Source organism: Lutibacter agarilyticus (genome assembly GCF_900188235.1).
Classification (GTDB): Bacteria; Bacteroidota; Bacteroidia; order Flavobacteriales; family Flavobacteriaceae; genus Lutibacter; species Lutibacter agarilyticus.
Genome location: NZ_FZNT01000002.1, coordinates 422,889 through 439,245 on the forward strand (window position 1 = coordinate 422,889; position 16,357 = coordinate 439,245).

Consider the following 16,357-nt stretch of genomic DNA (forward strand, 5'->3'; position numbering starts at 1 on the left):
TACAATGTCATTCCTGCGGAGGCAGGAATCCAAAACAATGTTATTAGCAATAAAAAAGGAGTGTTAAACGTTCGTCTCTTCGAGTGGTTTTGCAAAGAGAATTATAAATTGAAAGAGGTAAATAATTAGCAAAACAGTATCGAGAAGAGTTTAAATTATAGACAAAAAAATGATGAAAATATTAAAGAGTAAAAGCGTTCAATAATTCGTAATTAATTAAAGCTATTTTTTTAAATGAATTCAGAAAAACACCCTTATGTAACTTGTGAAGATTATACAGTTTCAAATCAAAAATTTGATTTATTGTACAATGCGCAATACAGCATGTTAGAAACTTTTCCTAAACCAACAGGAGAAGAATTAGCATCGTATTACGAAAGTTCAGATTATATTTCACATACAGATTCAAAAGAAACACTTACAGATAAATTGTATCAAACTATAAAAAGGGTTGCTTTAAAGAATAAATTAAACCTGCTTAATTCTTTTCAAACAGAAGAAAAAAAGGTATTGGATGTTGGTTGTGGTACAGGTGAATTTTTATTAACGTGTAAAAATAATGGTTGGAATGTAGTAGGGGTAGAGCCAAATAAAAATGCGCGAGAATTAGCCATTTCAAAATTAAATGAAAACAATGCACCTAAAATAGTTTCAGAATTACAAGATATTTCTTTACAGCAATTTGATGTAATTACTTTATGGCATGTTTTAGAACATGTGCCAGATTTAAACAGTTATATTTATAAATTAAAATCGTTATTAAAACCAAATGGTGTTTTGGTAATTGCAGTTCCCAATTATAAAAGTTACGATGCTGTTTATTACAAACAATTTTGGGCTGCTTTTGATGTACCAAGACATTTATGGCATTTTTCAAAAAAATCGATTCAGTTGATATTTTCAGAATTTGATATGAAAGTTGAAACAACGCTGCCAATGAAGTTTGACTCTTTTTATGTTTCATTATTAAGTGAAAAATATAAAACAGGAAAATCAAATTTCATTAAAGCTTTTTTTATAGGTTTTGTATCAAATTTAAAAGCTTTGAGTTCAAAAGAGTATTCTTCTCTAATTTATATCCTAAAAAACATCTAAAAAGCATTTTTAAGTATTTTAAAGCGTTTTAATGATGTAGAGTATATAGAATGTATTCGTTTTTTTATAACAGCGCACACGCGGCTTATTTGAATCCTTTTTCAATAGAAGATAGTTATTGTTGTGATTTTTAGTATAAATAAACGTAATACTGATAATTATTACTTTCGGCTTTGATATTTGTTACTATATTCGCCAAAAAATAAATCTCAATCTTAAAATTTAAAAAATGAAAAAATTATTATTAGTTGTCGTTGCTATTGTGCTTGTATCATGTAGTCAAACCAAAATTGCTTATATTGATGTTGCTGATGTAATGAGCGAATACAAAGCAATGATTGCTTTAGAAACTGAAATGACAGCGAAGCAACAACAAGTAGCCGGACAATTACAAGCTTCACAAGCTGCTTTTCAAACTAAAGTTCAAGAGTATTACAAAAATGCTCCAAGTATGTCTGCTTCAAAAAAACAAACAACTGAACAAGCTTTACAACAAGAAGGACAACAATTACAAGGTCAACAACAACAAGCATCTCAAATGTTAGAGCAAGAAAACATTACTAAAAGTGAGGTTTTAATTAAAACAATTGATAGTATTGTTGCTGATTATTCTAAATCTAAAGGTTTTGGTATTGTTTTAGGAACTCAAGGAAATGGAACCGTAATGTATGGTGATGATGCCTTAAATATTACAAGTGATGTAGTAGCAATTTTAAATGCTGATTTTGATGCGGCAGAAGAGGTGGCAGCAGAAGTTGTTGAAGAAACTCCTGCAGAGTAATATTAAAACAACTATAGTTGGATCCTCGTTTTCACGAGAATGAAATCTATAAAAAAGCTGTCTAAAAAGTAGTTTGAAAACCGTCATTCTGAACTTGTTTCAGAATCTCACCATATTGATGATTAATCATTATGAGAACCTGAAACAAGTTCAGGTTGACCAAATTTTTACTTTTTAGACAGCTTTTTTTATGACTTAGATTTAGCTCCTGAAAATTGATGTTCTTTTATTTTAAACAACACATTAAATGTGGTTAAACTACCGTAAATACGTGTTATGTATTGCTGTAAATCTACCTTGTCTTGATCGTCTAATTTACTAGCGTTTATTTTTTGTTCCATAACTCTAACGCGATCGCGCACCATTACAATTTTATGAAAAAAGGTTTCCATAGGAATTTCTTTGCTTTGTAAATTGGTGTCTTTTGGTTCTAAAATTAATTTTCCGCCTTTCCATTTATCAGCAATCGGAATGACCTCTGAAATATCCGACCATTGTTTTAGCATATTTTTTAGTGTAGTTTCAACTTCAAAAAAGCTAATGGTATCAACTTCATCTTCAACAGCTTCAATAACTTCAAATTCACTGTTTAGATCAATAGTTTCTAGGCCGTTTTCAATAAAAGTAACCCAATAATGTTTGGAGGTTACGTTGGTTACAACACCCATACCAAATTCTGGGTGATTTATGCGCGAGCTAATTCCTAAAATTCTCATAATCAGTATATTAATTTAGTAAATAAATACCTATAATGTTCAATATAAAGTAAACCGTAATGTTCATTGCGCCAGGATAATCTTTCGCAATGCGTTGTCCAGCTAAAAATTGTAATAATGTAAGTGCTGAAATTTCCATCCCAATAGTTGCAATAAAAGTTGTGTCTTCGATCACTAAAAAATACAAGCCTAAACTAATAAAAATAAGTGCTCCAATTTCAAAAAGCACAATATGCAACAAGAGTAAAGAAATCATTTTATGTAGAATTGTATTTTTAAAATGATTGGAATAATAAGCTACAGTTCCTTTCCAGTCACTTATTTTTTCTAAAACCGACATAAAATACGTGATTATAAAAAAAAGTAATACGAGAATTGCAGCCGAATTTTGATTGAAAAGTGACATTTATGATTGTTCTTTTGAATGAAGTAATCGTGTTAATTTTATAGATAAATCCAGTAAAATTATTTTAGGATTTCCGTTTCGTTCTATATGATAAATAGCGTCGTTTAATTCCTTATTTATTTCCATAATATTTCCACTATGAATAAAAGGTGCAAAATTTTCTAATTTAAAACCAGGAGATTTTGGTTCTAAAAACACCAAAGGTTCAGCGTTATAATTCAGCAATAAAGCTTGTCTAAAAAATTGCAAACAGTAATTTAAAAAACGTTTTTGAGTTTCTCTTCCGCTTTTAGCAATGGTTTCGCTCCATTCAATTAAATCTTGAATTACTGCAGCATTTCCTTTTGCTTTAAAGGCAGCTCGTACCCAAACAATAAACCACTGTTCAAACTGTTCGTCTGAATTATCGTTGTGTAATAAATGTAATGCTTTGTTAAAATTTCCGTCGGCTTGGTGCGCAATTTGTGCAGCAATTGGCGGATCGGTTCCTTCTAATGCTACTAAGCCTTTTGTAATATCAGTTTCAGAAAGCAATGGAAATTGTAATATTTGACACCGTGATTTTATGGTGGTAATTAACTGGTCTTCATCTTCGGCAGTTAAAATAAATACTGTTTTTTCAGGTGGTTCTTCTAAGAGTTTTAATAATTTATTGGCAGCTGAAGTGTTCATTTTATCAGCCATCCAAATAATCATTATTTTATAACCACCTTCGTAACTTTTAAGTTTTAAACTTTTTACAATTTCTTCAGCTTCATCAACACCTATTTGACCTTGTTTGTTTTCAATACCAATAGATTGCAACCACTCAAATAAATTTCCATAAGGATGATCGGTAACAAATTGGCGCCATTCTTCTAAAAAATTATTACTTACAGGTTTGCTTTTAATTTTGTCGTTTGAAGCCACAGGAAACGCAAAATGTAAATCGGGATGCATTAATTTAGAACATTTTATTGCACAAGTTTCTTTATCGTTGCTAGTGCTGCACAAAATATATTGCGCATAAGCAATTGCCATAGATAACACACCAGCACCTTCTTTTCCTATAAATAGTTGCGCATGAGAAACTCTACCATTATCGGTAGATTTCATTAAATGATTTTTTAAATGTTCTTGCCCTAAAATATCCGAAAATTCCATTAAAGCGAAAGTAAACAATTTTTCAATTTTTTAGATTGTTTCTGCTTTCAATATTTTTAATGAAACTTAATTCAGTGTTAATTCTTCAAAAAATAATAATTCATTATATAATTGTTAGTTAAAAGGGTTATTGATTGAGGACTAGTATGTTGTATTTAAAATATATTATGAATAGTACATGAAATCGCTTTCGTAAAAAACTGTAAACGTTCTATGAAATTAATTTATATTTGTAGAACAAAATAAAATATAATGAAAACAATACAAGACATAGATTTTAAAGGTAAAAAAGCCTTAGTTCGTGTAGATTTTAATGTTCCTTTAGATGAAGATTTTAATGTAACAGATGCAACAAGAATTCAAGCAGCAAAACCAACTATTATTAAAATATTAGAAGACGGTGGTGCAGTTGTTTTAATGTCGCATTTAGGACGACCAAAAGGAGTTGAGGATAAATATTCTTTAAAACATATTACAGAAAAAGTTTCTGAAATAATTGGTGTTGATGTGAAATTTTCTTCAGACTGTGTTGGAGAAGAAGCTGAAAAAGCTGCTCAAGACCTACAAATGGGTGAGGTATTGGTATTAGAAAATTTACGTTTTCATCCTGAAGAAAAATCAGGAGATGTTGCTTTTGCTGAACAATTATCAAAATTAGGTGATGTTTATGTAAACGATGCTTTTGGTACAGCTCACAGAGCACACGCTTCAACAACTATTGTAGCACAATTTTTTCCTGAAGATAAATGTTTTGGAAGTTTATTGGCACAAGAAATTGTAAGCTTAAAAAAGATTTTAGAAGAAGGTGAAAAACCAGTTTTAGCAATTTTAGGAGGTGCAAAAGTATCTTCAAAAATTACTGTTATCGAAAATATTTTAGACAAAGTTGATCACTTAATTATTGGTGGTGGAATGAGTTTTACATTTATTAAAGCACAAGGCGGAAGCGTTGGAGATTCTATTTGTGAAGATGACAAACAAGAATTGGCTTTAGAAATTTTAAAACAAGCAAAAGAAAAAGGGGTGCAAGTGCATATTCCTGTTGATGTTGTTGCTGCTGATGCTTTTAGCAACGATGCTAATACACAAGTTTGTGATATTAACAATATTCCTGATGGTTGGCAAGGACTTGACGCCGGACCAAAATCAAGAGAATTATTTGACGCAGTAGTAAACGAATCTAAAACCATTCTTTGGAATGGTCCTTTAGGTGTTTTTGAAATGGAATCTTTTGCAGCTGGTACAATTGCTTTAGGAAACTCTATTGCAAATGCAACTAAAAACGGAACATTCTCACTTGTTGGTGGTGGAGATTCTGTTGCAGCAGTAAAACAATTCGGTTTTGCTGATAAAGTAAGTTATGTTTCTACCGGTGGTGGAGCAATGTTAGAAAGCTTAGAAGGTAAAACGTTACCAGGAATTGAAGCTATTTTAAAATAAGCTTTACCCTAAAAAAGAACGTCATGCTGAACTTGTTTCAGCATCTCATGATAATATAAAAACCATTTTCTATGTATTTAGAAAATGGTTTTTTACAATATAGAAATTCATTAAAAAACGTATACCATGAAATTAAATTTACTAAAAGAATTTAAAGAGTTTGCAGTTAAGGGTAATATGATTGATATTGCGATTGGAGTAATCATAGGAACAGCATTTAATAAGGTTGTAGATGTGTTAATAAAAGAAGTTTTTCTTCCACCTCTTTCTTATTTAACTAATGGAACTAATTGGGAAAATAAGCGATGGATTTTAAGAGAAGCTGTTATTGAAAATGGCATTGCAAAACCCGAAGAAATAGCAATTGGATATGGAAAATTGTTTGAAGTACTAGTTGATTTTCTAATTATTGGAGTTACCGTTTTTTTAGTAGTTAAGTTTATGAATATCATACGTAATAAATCTCAAGATCCTAAAAATGAAACAGTTGCTACGCCCAAAGATATTGAGCTGTTAAATAGAATTACCGAGCTTCTTGAAAAACAAGTTGAGATGGCTGAACAAAAAGAAGTCAAAAAAAAATAAAACGCTACGAGAACAAACATATCTAAACTGTAATTATATTACTAATCAGTTGTTTAGTTTTTTTACATTTGAACATAAATAAAATTAAAAATGAAATATTCAAACATTCCAAATACCAATATAAAAGTTAGTAAAATTTGTTTAGGAACTATGACTTTTGGTCAGCAAAATACGGAACAAGAAGCACATGAACAATTAAACTATGCAGTTGAACAAGGTGTAAATTTTATTGATACTGCCGAAATGTATTCGGTGCCTCCAAGTAAAGAAACCCAAGGAAATTCAGAAAAATGTATTGGTTCTTGGTTAAAACATCAAAAAAGAGAAAACATAGTTGTAGCGTCAAAAGTAACCGGACCTAGCGATTTTTTTGGTTATGTACGTGATAATTTAGGCTTTTCAAAACCTGCAATTTTAGACGCTTTAGATAACAGTTTACAACGCTTACAAACCGATTATGTAGATGTGTACCAACTGCATTGGCCAGATAGAAATGTGCCAATGTTTGGGCAACGCAACTACAAGCACAACCCAAATGAACAATGGGAAGACAATGTAAACGAAGTTATTGAAACCTTAGACGGATTGGTAAAACAAGGTAAAATTCGTCACTATGGCGTTTCTAACGAAAGCTCTTGGGGTGTAATGCATCATTTAAGTAAAAGTACGCAACATAATTTAACCCGTTGTAAAACCATCCAAAATCCGTATTCGTTATTAAACAGATTGTTTGAAATTAACTTGGCCGAAGTATCCATGAGAGAAAAAGTAGGTTTATTAGCCTATTCTCCATTAGCGTTTGGTGTACTTACAGGTAAGTATTTAAACGGACAATTACCTGAAAAATCTAGGATTAAATTATTTCCACAGTATAGTCGATATAATAGCGAACAATGTACTTTTTTAACGCAAAAATATTCGGATCTGTCAACTCAATTAAACATTTCATTAACCCAGCTTTCTTTAGCATTCATAAACCACCAACCCTTTTTAACAGGAAATATTATTGGAGCAACAACATTGGAGCAATTAAAAGAAAACATTGGCAGTATTCACGTGGAACTTTCAGAAGAAACATTGCTAAAGATTGATGAAATTCAAGCGTTACAACCCAATCCGGCACCTTAATTTAGTCTAAACATTTGGGCGTTCCCCATTGGGTCAGGCTGTCATTATTCGCTTCTTTTAGGTTTTTTAAACATAAAAAGAGCTCAAACTTAGAACTGGTACTGAGCTCAGTCGAAGTGTTCCATATTTAACACAAACGCCTAATAAATAGATAATTAAACTATTTTTAATGCTAGTTTTTATTTATTCATAATTTATGTAAAAAGAAGGTTAATGGTTGTTTAATCAGGGCCCTTTTTAATAAAAGATAAAAACATCTTAATAACTGATATTAATCATAATATATATTATTTTAATGTTCTTTTTTTGTATTTAAATTAACTAAATCAAACAATAATGAAAACTAAACACTTATTATTACTAATTGTAGTACTTGTCTCTTCAAAAATGGTAGCGCAATTTACACTAAGCGGAGAATTTAGACCTCGTACCGAATTTAGAAATGGATTCAAAACATTAAGACCAAATGACGCTGACCCAGCATTATTTACTTCACAACGTGTACGTTTAAATACAAAATTTGCTACTGAAACTTACACATTTTATGTAAGTATTCAAGACATTAGAGTTTGGGGTGATGTAAAGCAATTAAACACCGCGGATAAAAATGGCCTAGCAATACATGAAGCCTGGGGATTGGTAAATTTTGAAGGAATGTCTTTAAAAGCAGGTCGACAAGAAATAGTGTACGATGATCATCGTATGTTTGGTAATGTAGGTTGGGCACAACAAGCAAGAAGCCATGATGCACTTTTACTATCTTTTGGTAAAAGCTTTAAATTAGATGTAGGTTTAGCATTTAATCAAGATGGTGAAGCATTATTTGATAATACCTACACAACAGCAGGTAGTTATAAAGCAATGCAATATGCTTGGTTCAATAAAAAATGGGATAATTTTGCGTTAAGTTTATTATTCCTAAACAACGGTTTACAATATATTGATGTTGTTGATAGTGCTAACAATGAAATTCGTTACAGTCAAACATTAGGTTCTCATTTAAAATATAAAATTACGGATAATTTAAATGCAGTCGCAAACCTATACTACCAAGCAGGAAACGATGTTGCAAAAAGAGATGTAAATGCATTTTTAGTTGGATTAGATTTAGGCTATAAAGCATCAAATACATGGAGTTTTGGCCTTGGTTTTGAAATGCAATCAGGTAACGATTTTGATGGAGATGCTTCAAAAAATAAAGCCTTTTCTCCATTTTATGGTACCAATCATAAATTCAATGGTTTTATGGATTATTTTTATGTTGGTAACCATTTCAACAGTACAGGTTTAATTGATGTTTTTGGAAAAATTTCTGCAAATTTGGGTGAAAAATCTAATTTGTCATTATTTATTCATAACTTCACTTCTTACGCTGAAGTTGCTAATGGTGTTGAAAAACAGTTGGGTACAGAGCTAGATTTAGTGTATGGCTATAAACTTTCAAAAGATATTTCACTAGCTGCAGGGTATTCTCAAATGTTTGCTTCAGAAGGAATGGAATATCTAAAAAATAATTTTGACGGAAATTCAAACAATTGGGCGTGGTTAATGTTAACCATTAAGCCTACGTTATTTAGTAATTAATTTTTTATTCTATGAAAAAATTATTTCGAGCATTAATTCCCCCCAAAGAATGGCGGTTACCAGTAATTATTTTATTGGGTGCTATTTGTGGGTTAGGCATGTATGCAATGGTGGAGTCTAAGGCAATTTCTTATTTGTCTGACGATCCAAAAACCTGTGCAAACTGTCATGTAATGACACCGCAATACACCACTTGGCAAAATAGCTCGCATCGCCAATGGGCAAGTTGTAACGACTGTCACGTGCCGCAAGACAATGTATTTAAAAAGTATTTTTTTAAAGCAAAAGACGGCTTGTATCATGCTTCAGTTTTTACCTCGCGTACCGAGCCAGAGGTAATTAGAATGCACGAAGCAGGTGATAAAGTGGTTCAAAGTAACTGTATTCGTTGTCATGGAGATCAAGTTGTAGATGCCAGAACAGAAAGTTTGGTTGAAGATCATTACGAAAACAGAACTACCAGAAAATGTTGGAGCTGTCATCAAGAAGTTCCACACGGAAGCATACACAGTTTATCTTCAGTAAAATATTACGGAAAAATTGATGAAAAACACAATGCTACAGTACCAGATTGGTTAAAATCATATTTAAAAGAATCAGATAATAAAAAGGATAAAAAAGATGAGTAATATAAGAAAACCTTGGAAAAATTGGGTGCTATTTTTAGCGTCTTTAGTAATTGTGTTTTTGTTAGGGCTATTAGTTTCTTCAATAACAGAACGTAAAATGGAGGCAAAATTTGCATATACTCCAATGACGAAAATTAACAAGTTAGAACCTAGAAACGAAGTTTGGGGCGAAAACTTTCCACGTGAATTTCAATCGTATTATAAAACGGCCGATACTACATTTCGTTCAAAATATAATGGAAGTGCAATGATTGATATGTTAGAAGAAGATCCACGTTTAGTGGTACTTTGGGCGGGATATGGTTTTGCAAAAGATTACAATCAAGGTCGTGGTCACGTATATGCTATTGATGATATTAGAAATACCTTAAGAACAGGTGGACCAACAGGACCAGATGATGGGCCAATGCCAGCAACTTGTTGGACGTGTAAATCTCCTGATGTTCCACGTTTAATTAATGAAATTGGTGTTGATGCTTATTACAAAGGAAAATGGGCTGGTAAAGGAGAGGAAATTGTAAACCCAATTGGCTGTGCAAACTGTCATGATGAAAAATCAATGCGTCTTACCATTACACAACCTGCTTTAATTGAAGCTTTTGAGCGTCAAGGAAAAGATATTACAGAGTCTTCTCATAATGATATGCGTTCTTTAGTGTGTGCACAATGTCACGTTGAGTACTATTTCAACAAAAATTTACCAGACAAAAAAGGAATTCCTTACTTAGTTTTTCCTTGGGATGATGGACAAAAAGTTGAAGATATGGAAAAATATTACGACAATATAGGATTTAGCGATTGGACACATGCCATTAGTAAAGCGCCTATGTTAAAAGCACAACATCCAGGGTACGAAGTTTACAAAATGGGTATTCACGGACAAAGAGGTGTTTCTTGTGCCGATTGCCATATGCCTTATAAAACTGAAGGTGGACAAAAATTTACAGATCACCATATCCAATCTCCTTTAAACAATGTGGCTAATTCTTGTCAGGTTTGTCATAGAGAAGAAAAAGATGAGTTAATTAAAAATGTATTTGATAACCAAGATCGTATTATTGAAAACCGTGATCAATTAGAGCGTTTATTAGTACGTGCTCACGTTGAAGCTGGTAAATGTTGGGAGTTAGGTGCTACTGAAGCGCAAATGAAAGATATTTTACACGGTATTCGTTTAGGACAATGGCGTTGGGATTATGCAGCGGCATCACACGGTGGTTCGTTCCATGCACCTGTTGAATTGGGTAGAGTTGTTGGTAAAGGAATTGATATTACACAAGAAACCAGAATTAAATTAGCAAAACTGTTAATGGAATTAGGTTTTAAAGGTGATGTTCCTTATCCAAATATTGAAACAAAAGCTGCAGCGCAAGAGTTTATAGGTTTGCCTATAGAAAAATTAGAAGCCGACAAAGCTAAATTCAAAGAAGAATTGTTACCAAAATGGAAAGAAGCTGCTGCAAAAAGAGAAGCAACTTACTAACATAGAATCGTATTATTAGATATGAATATTGAAAGATGAGTATTGAGAAAAGTAAATCTCAATACTCATTTTTTTTAGCTATTAAAAATCAAATTGTATATTCGCTTTTAGGTAATCCAAATAATAAGGGATTTACAATATTTCACATATTCTCACCAACAATTAAAAACTAAAAACTAAAAAACCATTCCTAACTACCAACTAACATGAGTGAAAATAATAGTAACATTCAACGTAATCTTTGGGAAAATCCCTGGGGTTATATTGAATCTTTTTTTATAGGGTTTGGTTTAATGCTTACAGGCTTTTTAATTGAGGCTTTTGTAACAACAAACGGCAATATATTTACAATAAAATATCCGTATAATGTAATTGCATTGGCGGGTTACATTATTGTATTGTTTATTTGCTATAAATGGTTTACTTCAAGTCAAGTTATTCGGTGGTTAACAAAAGTTCCTGCATCTATTTCAAGTATTGTATTAATTACAATTTTGGTTATGATTATGGGAACCGTGCCTCAAGTTCCTTCAACAAATAATTTTATTAATAAGTTTGGGTTAAATCATATCACAACCAACTGGGCATTCCTATTAATTTTATTTCAATTTTTAACCTGTTTAGGACTCGTTTCAATCAAAAGAATATTACAATTTAAATGGGATAACTTTGGTTTTGTTTTAAATCATGTAGGTTTATTTTTAGCACTTACAGCAGGTGTTTTAGGTTCGGGAGATTTGCAACGATTATCAATAAATGTGTATGAAGGAAAACCAAGTTGGATTGCAACTGATGCTGAACGAAATGAAGTTGAATTGCCTTTTGCCTTTTATTTAAAAGACTTTTTAATTGAAGAATACAACCCTAAATTAGCGTTGGTTGACAATAGCACAGGAAGTATTTCGCATAACGATGGCAAAAATTTATACCTAGTTGAAAAAGGCGAAACCTATTATTTTAACAACTTTGAAGTAACCATTGAAAATTATTTGCCAAATGCCATTCGTTTTGGAATGCGTTACGAACCAGTAAATGAACAGGGATCGCCACCAGCAGCCTACATTTCAGTGAAAAATATTGAAAACGATTCAATTCAAAAAGCTTGGATAAGTAGTGGAAGTTTTAGATATCCATACGAATCCTTAAAAATTAGTGAAGCATATTCTATGGTAATGACCATACCTGAGGCTAAGAAATTTAGTTCAGATATTGATATTTTAACAAAAGATGGCGAACGTATAAGTACCATTTTAGAAGTAAATAAAGCATTCAAATACAAAGGATGGAAAATATACCAGCTAAGCTACGACGATAAAATGGGGAAATGGAGTAATTTAAGCGTTTTAGAGCTTGTTAAAGACCCGTGGCTCCCTTTGATATATTTAGGTATTTTTATGATGATTGCAGGTGCTATTTATATGTTTTGGGTAGGTAATAAAATAACTAAAAACGAAAACGAATGACTTGGATAGATTTTCCTTTTTATAGCTCAATAACCGCATTTTTGTGGATAACAGGCCTTGTATTTTTATTTATTTCTTATAAAAAGCAAGCCATCACCAAAATAGCACACATTTTATTTATGGCAGGCTGGGCTGTACTAATTACATTCGTAATAAAATTATGGATAGAATTAGACAGGCCTCCAATGCGAACTTTGGGTGAAACCCGTTTATGGTACGCTACATTTTTACCTGCAATTGGTTTTTTAACCTACATTCGTTGGAAATACAAATGGTTTTTAGCCTATAGCATACTTATGGCAACGATGTTTTTAACCATTAATTATTTAAATCCCGAAACCTATTCAAAAACCTTAATGCCCGCATTGCAAAGTCCATGGTTTATACCACACGTGTTGGTGTATTTATTTTCTTATGCTGTATTAACCGCATCAAGCGTTGTTGCCATCAAAGGATGGTATGATAGTTACAAAGGAAATTTCAACATAGAAAGCTTAAAACTTGCCGACAATTTAGTATACATAGGTTTTGCTTTTTTAACCTTAGGGTTGCTTTTTGGTGCTTTATGGGCAAAAGAAGCTTGGGGGCATTATTGGACCTGGGATCCAAAAGAAATTTGGGCATTTTTAACTTGGATGGGCTATTTAATTTACATTCATTACCGCTATTTTCACAGTCATAAAACCAAGCAAGCATTAACTATTTTGGCATTGGCATTTGTGGTGTTACTAGTTTGTTGGTTTGGCGTAAACTATTTACCGGTAGCCAATACAAGTGTGCATACCTATACGCAATATTAAAACCAATATTTATGGAATATTTTACATTAGCAAGAGTTTTACACGTAGTAGCAGTTGTTTTGTGGATTGGCGGTGTTTCAATGGTAACAACGGTAATTATTCCGGCAGTAAAAAAAATGAAATCAAAAGAAGAGCAAATAGAAACCTTTGAAAAAATTGAAGGAAGATTTGCCATACAAGCAAAAATAACCACACTTATTACCGCAATTACTGGTTTTTATATGGTATATGTATTGGACGCTTGGTACCGCTTTTTAGAGCCTCGTTTTTGGTGGTTTCACGCTATGGTAATTGTATGGGTACTTTTTACGGTAGTTTTATACATTTTAGAACCTTTTGTATTACACAAACTATTTAAAAAATACGCAAACCAAAACCCCGAAAAAACCTTTAAGATTATGCACAGAGCACACTGGTTTTTATTGTTGTTAAGCTTAATAACCATTGTAGGAGCAGTTGCAGGTTGCCACGGATGGTTTTTCTTTTAAATTCATTTTATTTGGGCGTTTCCCTTCGGGTCAGGCTGTCATTACTCGCTTTTTTTAGTTTTATTTTAAACTAAAAAAGAGCTCAAACATGCCATTCCATCCTTAACGTAAAAAATAATAGCAAGCCTAACAGGTTAATTAAACCAATTAGGTTTTTAATTTTTCAGCTTCAAAACAAACTGTATTTTAGTTTCTGTGTATTTTATAATATCTAAAAACAATTAATTATAATCCCAACCTAAAGTAGTTTGAAACGTATAATCTCCTTTTGTAGCACCAGTTACGGGCTGATTGTCAAAGTTGTAAGTTAAACCAGATTTTATATATATGCTAGAAGTAATGTCGTATTTTAAGTTAAATTTATAATCAAAACGCACCCTTCCTTTTTCAGTTAAACTGGGTGATAAAGTAGCGGAAGTAAGAATACTAAAATCACCAATATCATATTTATTTAATTCCGCAGAAAAATAAGATTCTAAACTGCTTTTACTATCACTTGAACTCGTATAAGATTCATTATTAAAAGCTAAACCAGCTCCAGTTCCAAAATAAAGATTATTGGTTTTTGTCACAAAATAACCAGCACCTAAACTTCCTGTTGTACGTAATTTTAATTGTTGATCACTATTAGATAATAAATCAATAGCACCAGACAAGTACCAATCTTTAAGTAAAAAACGTTGTACATTTATGTTAGCTTCATACCTACTAATATCATCGGTATTGTCTTGCCTACTATAAACCAAGTGAAATGAGTTTAAAAAATTCCATTTAGATGCTTTATAATTAATTTTGGCATTCATAGTTAGCTGTTTGAAATTGTTGGCCTTTGTGAGCGAAAAACCGGTGTCAAATGCTAATTCTATTCGTTTTAAAAAAGAACCACTAGTAAACGGATCTAGCGAAGTAATTTTGTTTAAACTTGTTTTTATGGTTTTACCTTGATGAACTAAAATAACATCTTTCGTATTTATAGAATCAGAATGAATAGAAGTATTAAATCTTCTTCCATCAGTCAAAGTCATAATAAATTCTCTTTTACTATAAATTTCTTTTACTTTCCACCACTTAATTTTAAAATCACTATCGCTATAAGGAGTTTTAAAAACAAGCACACTTTGGTCCATACTTTTAACTTCTCCAATTAAAATTTGGTTACTAGCCAATTTTATGGAATCTTTTTGAGAAAACCCATAAAAACTTAGCATTAAAAATAAAAGAGAAACAGTTATTTTTTTAAACATATTTTTGTAGCGTAACTATTTACGTTGTTAAAAATACATTTTTTCTTTTAAAAAGGAAAAATTAAATTAATAGCCAATCTTTTCACGAACTCTTTTAAGTACTTCACCAGCAACAGCTTTTGCTTTTGTAGCACCAATAGCTAAGGCTTTGTCAATTTCTTCTAGGTTTTCCATAAAATAGTTATAACGAGCTCTTTCTTCAGAGAATTTATCAACTAAAAGTTCATAAAAAGCTTGTTTTGCGTGTCCGTAGCCGTAATTTCCACCTTCATAATTTGCTCTCATTTCAGCAATTTGTGCTACCGAAGCTAATAATTTATACAAGGCAAATAAGTTACAAGTGTCAGGGTTTTTAGGGTCTTCTAACGGCGTAGAATCTGTTTGAATTTTCATTATTTGTTTGCGCAATTGCTTGTCTGGCAAAAACAAATTGATAATATTTCCGCTCGATTTACTCATTTTTCCTCCATCAGTTCCTGGAACCCACATGGTTCCTTCTTGTATTTTTGCTTCTGGCGGAACCAAGGTTTCTCCCATTTGATGGTTGAAACGATTGGCAACATCACGTGTAATTTCTAAATGTTGTAATTGATCTTTTCCAACAGGAACAACTTCAGCATCATATAATAAAATATCTGCAGCCATTAGCATTGGATAGCCAAATAAACCTGCGTTTACATCTTCCAATCTATCTGCTTTGTCTTTAAAACTATGTGCTAAAGTCAAACGTTGGTAAGGAAAAAAGCAACTTAAATACCAAGAAAGTTCCGTTGTTTCAGGAATATCACTTTGTCTATAAAAAACAGTTTTAGTCACATCTAAGCCAAAAGCAAGCCAAGTTGCGGCTGTGCTATACGTATTTGCCCGTAATTCTTCACCGTTTTTTATTTGGGTTAAAGAGTGCATATCAGCAATAAATAAAAATGATTCATTTGCAGGATTATTAGCCATTTCAATAGCTGGTATAATTGCGCCTAATAAGTTTCCTAAGTGTGGTGTTCCGGTACTTTGTACTCCGGTTAAAATTCTTGCCATTTAATTGTTGTTTACTTTCCGCAAAAGTACATATTTCAACCGCATAAAAAAAGCGGCAATTACCGCTTTAAATCTATTTTTTCTTAATAGCGCCTGCAATTGCTAAAATAACTACCGCACCAATAACGCCTTCTAATAAATCTCCAAAAGTACCATTTAAAATTACAATCCCTAAAAAACCAAAAATCCAACTACCTACCAATCCACCAATAATTCCCAATAAAATGTTTTTAATAATACCATAGCCGCCGCCTTTCATAATTGTTCCGGCTAGCCAACCTGCAATTCCTCCAATAATAATTGAGTAAATCATAATTTTACATGTAAAAAGTTAATA

17 protein-coding genes are annotated in these 16,357 nt (G+C 31.9%); 11 read left to right on the top strand and 6 right to left on the bottom strand.

Annotation, left to right across the window (positions count from 1 at the left end):
* The first annotated feature begins 234 nt into the window (after positions 1-234).
* Both CHB67_RS04580 and CHB67_RS04585 read left to right on the top strand, forming a co-directional pair.
* On the top strand, positions 235-1,095 hold the full coding sequence (locus tag CHB67_RS04580) for a class I SAM-dependent methyltransferase (RefSeq protein WP_089380560.1): 861 nt from the start codon (positions 235-237) through the stop codon (positions 1,093-1,095).
* Positions 1,096-1,324: 229 nt separating this feature from the next.
* Positions 1,325-1,876, top strand: a complete 552-nt coding sequence (locus CHB67_RS04585; RefSeq protein ID WP_089380561.1) for an OmpH family outer membrane protein — start codon at positions 1,325-1,327, stop codon at positions 1,874-1,876.
* A gap of 188 nt (positions 1,877-2,064) precedes the next feature.
* On the opposite strand, the gene CHB67_RS04590 is transcribed toward CHB67_RS04585, so the two are convergent.
* The 3 genes from CHB67_RS04590 to CHB67_RS04600 all read right to left on the bottom strand — a co-directional run bounded on the left by CHB67_RS04590 (position 2,065) and on the right by CHB67_RS04600 (position 4,141).
* Complete coding sequence (locus CHB67_RS04590) at positions 2,065-2,592, bottom strand: hypothetical protein (protein ID WP_089380562.1); 528 nt, start codon at positions 2,590-2,592, stop codon at positions 2,065-2,067.
* A 10-nt stretch (positions 2,593-2,602) separates the two neighbouring features.
* Positions 2,603-2,932, bottom strand: a complete 330-nt coding sequence (locus CHB67_RS04595) for a hypothetical protein (RefSeq protein ID WP_089380563.1) — start codon at positions 2,930-2,932, stop codon at positions 2,603-2,605.
* Between the two features lie 66 nt (positions 2,933-2,998).
* Positions 2,999-4,141, bottom strand: a complete 1,143-nt coding sequence (locus CHB67_RS04600; RefSeq protein WP_089380564.1) for a DNA polymerase III subunit — start codon at positions 4,139-4,141, stop codon at positions 2,999-3,001.
* A gap of 252 nt (positions 4,142-4,393) precedes the next feature.
* Between CHB67_RS04600 and CHB67_RS04605 the strand changes: the two genes are divergently transcribed.
* From CHB67_RS04605 to CHB67_RS04645, 9 genes are all read left to right on the top strand, one after another.
* On the top strand, positions 4,394-5,581 hold the full coding sequence (locus tag CHB67_RS04605; RefSeq protein ID WP_089380565.1) for a phosphoglycerate kinase: 1,188 nt from the start codon (positions 4,394-4,396) through the stop codon (positions 5,579-5,581).
* Positions 5,582-5,707: 126 nt separating this feature from the next.
* On the top strand, positions 5,708-6,166 hold the full coding sequence (gene mscL, locus CHB67_RS04610) for a large conductance mechanosensitive channel protein MscL (protein WP_089380566.1): 459 nt from the start codon (positions 5,708-5,710) through the stop codon (positions 6,164-6,166).
* A 90-nt stretch (positions 6,167-6,256) separates the two neighbouring features.
* Positions 6,257-7,294 carry an aldo/keto reductase gene (locus tag CHB67_RS04615; protein ID WP_089380567.1) on the top strand — a complete coding sequence of 346 codons (1,038 nt, stop codon included), beginning with the start codon at positions 6,257-6,259 and terminating at the stop codon, positions 7,292-7,294.
* A gap of 336 nt (positions 7,295-7,630) precedes the next feature.
* The gene (locus CHB67_RS04620; RefSeq protein ID WP_089380568.1) at positions 7,631-8,878 is read left to right on the top strand and encodes an alginate export family protein; all 1,248 of its coding nucleotides are present in this window, start codon (positions 7,631-7,633) and stop codon (positions 8,876-8,878) included.
* Positions 8,879-8,889: 11 nt separating this feature from the next.
* Complete coding sequence (nrfH, locus tag CHB67_RS04625; RefSeq protein WP_089380569.1) at positions 8,890-9,507, top strand: cytochrome c nitrite reductase small subunit; 618 nt, start codon at positions 8,890-8,892, stop codon at positions 9,505-9,507.
* Positions 9,500-10,990 carry an ammonia-forming cytochrome c nitrite reductase gene (nrfA, locus tag CHB67_RS04630; protein ID WP_089380570.1) on the top strand — a complete coding sequence of 497 codons (1,491 nt, stop codon included), beginning with the start codon at positions 9,500-9,502 and terminating at the stop codon, positions 10,988-10,990. The genes nrfH and nrfA overlap by 8 nt, the downstream gene beginning before the upstream one ends.
* A gap of 206 nt (positions 10,991-11,196) precedes the next feature.
* Positions 11,197-12,453 (top strand): cytochrome c biogenesis protein ResB, encoded by a 1,257-nt coding sequence (locus CHB67_RS04635; protein ID WP_089380571.1) that lies wholly within the window; start codon positions 11,197-11,199, stop codon positions 12,451-12,453.
* On the top strand, positions 12,450-13,253 hold the full coding sequence (ccsA, locus tag CHB67_RS04640) for a cytochrome c biogenesis protein CcsA (protein ID WP_089380572.1): 804 nt from the start codon (positions 12,450-12,452) through the stop codon (positions 13,251-13,253). The genes CHB67_RS04635 and ccsA overlap by 4 nt, the downstream gene beginning before the upstream one ends.
* Before the next feature lie 11 nt (positions 13,254-13,264).
* On the top strand, positions 13,265-13,741 hold the full coding sequence (locus CHB67_RS04645) for a hypothetical protein (RefSeq protein WP_089380573.1): 477 nt from the start codon (positions 13,265-13,267) through the stop codon (positions 13,739-13,741).
* Positions 13,742-13,962: 221 nt separating this feature from the next.
* On the opposite strand, the gene CHB67_RS04650 is transcribed toward CHB67_RS04645, so the two are convergent.
* The 3 genes from CHB67_RS04650 to CHB67_RS04660 all read right to left on the bottom strand — a co-directional run bounded on the left by CHB67_RS04650 (position 13,963) and on the right by CHB67_RS04660 (position 16,333).
* Positions 13,963-14,985 (bottom strand): DUF481 domain-containing protein, encoded by a 1,023-nt coding sequence (locus CHB67_RS04650; RefSeq protein ID WP_089380574.1) that lies wholly within the window; start codon positions 14,983-14,985, stop codon positions 13,963-13,965.
* A gap of 66 nt (positions 14,986-15,051) precedes the next feature.
* Positions 15,052-16,020, bottom strand: coding sequence for a tryptophan--tRNA ligase (gene trpS, locus CHB67_RS04655; RefSeq protein ID WP_089380575.1), 969 nt, complete (start codon positions 16,018-16,020; stop codon positions 15,052-15,054).
* A 73-nt stretch (positions 16,021-16,093) separates the two neighbouring features.
* Positions 16,094-16,333, bottom strand: coding sequence for a GlsB/YeaQ/YmgE family stress response membrane protein (locus CHB67_RS04660; RefSeq protein WP_089380576.1), 240 nt, complete (start codon positions 16,331-16,333; stop codon positions 16,094-16,096).
* Between the last annotated feature and the right edge of the window lie 24 nt (positions 16,334-16,357).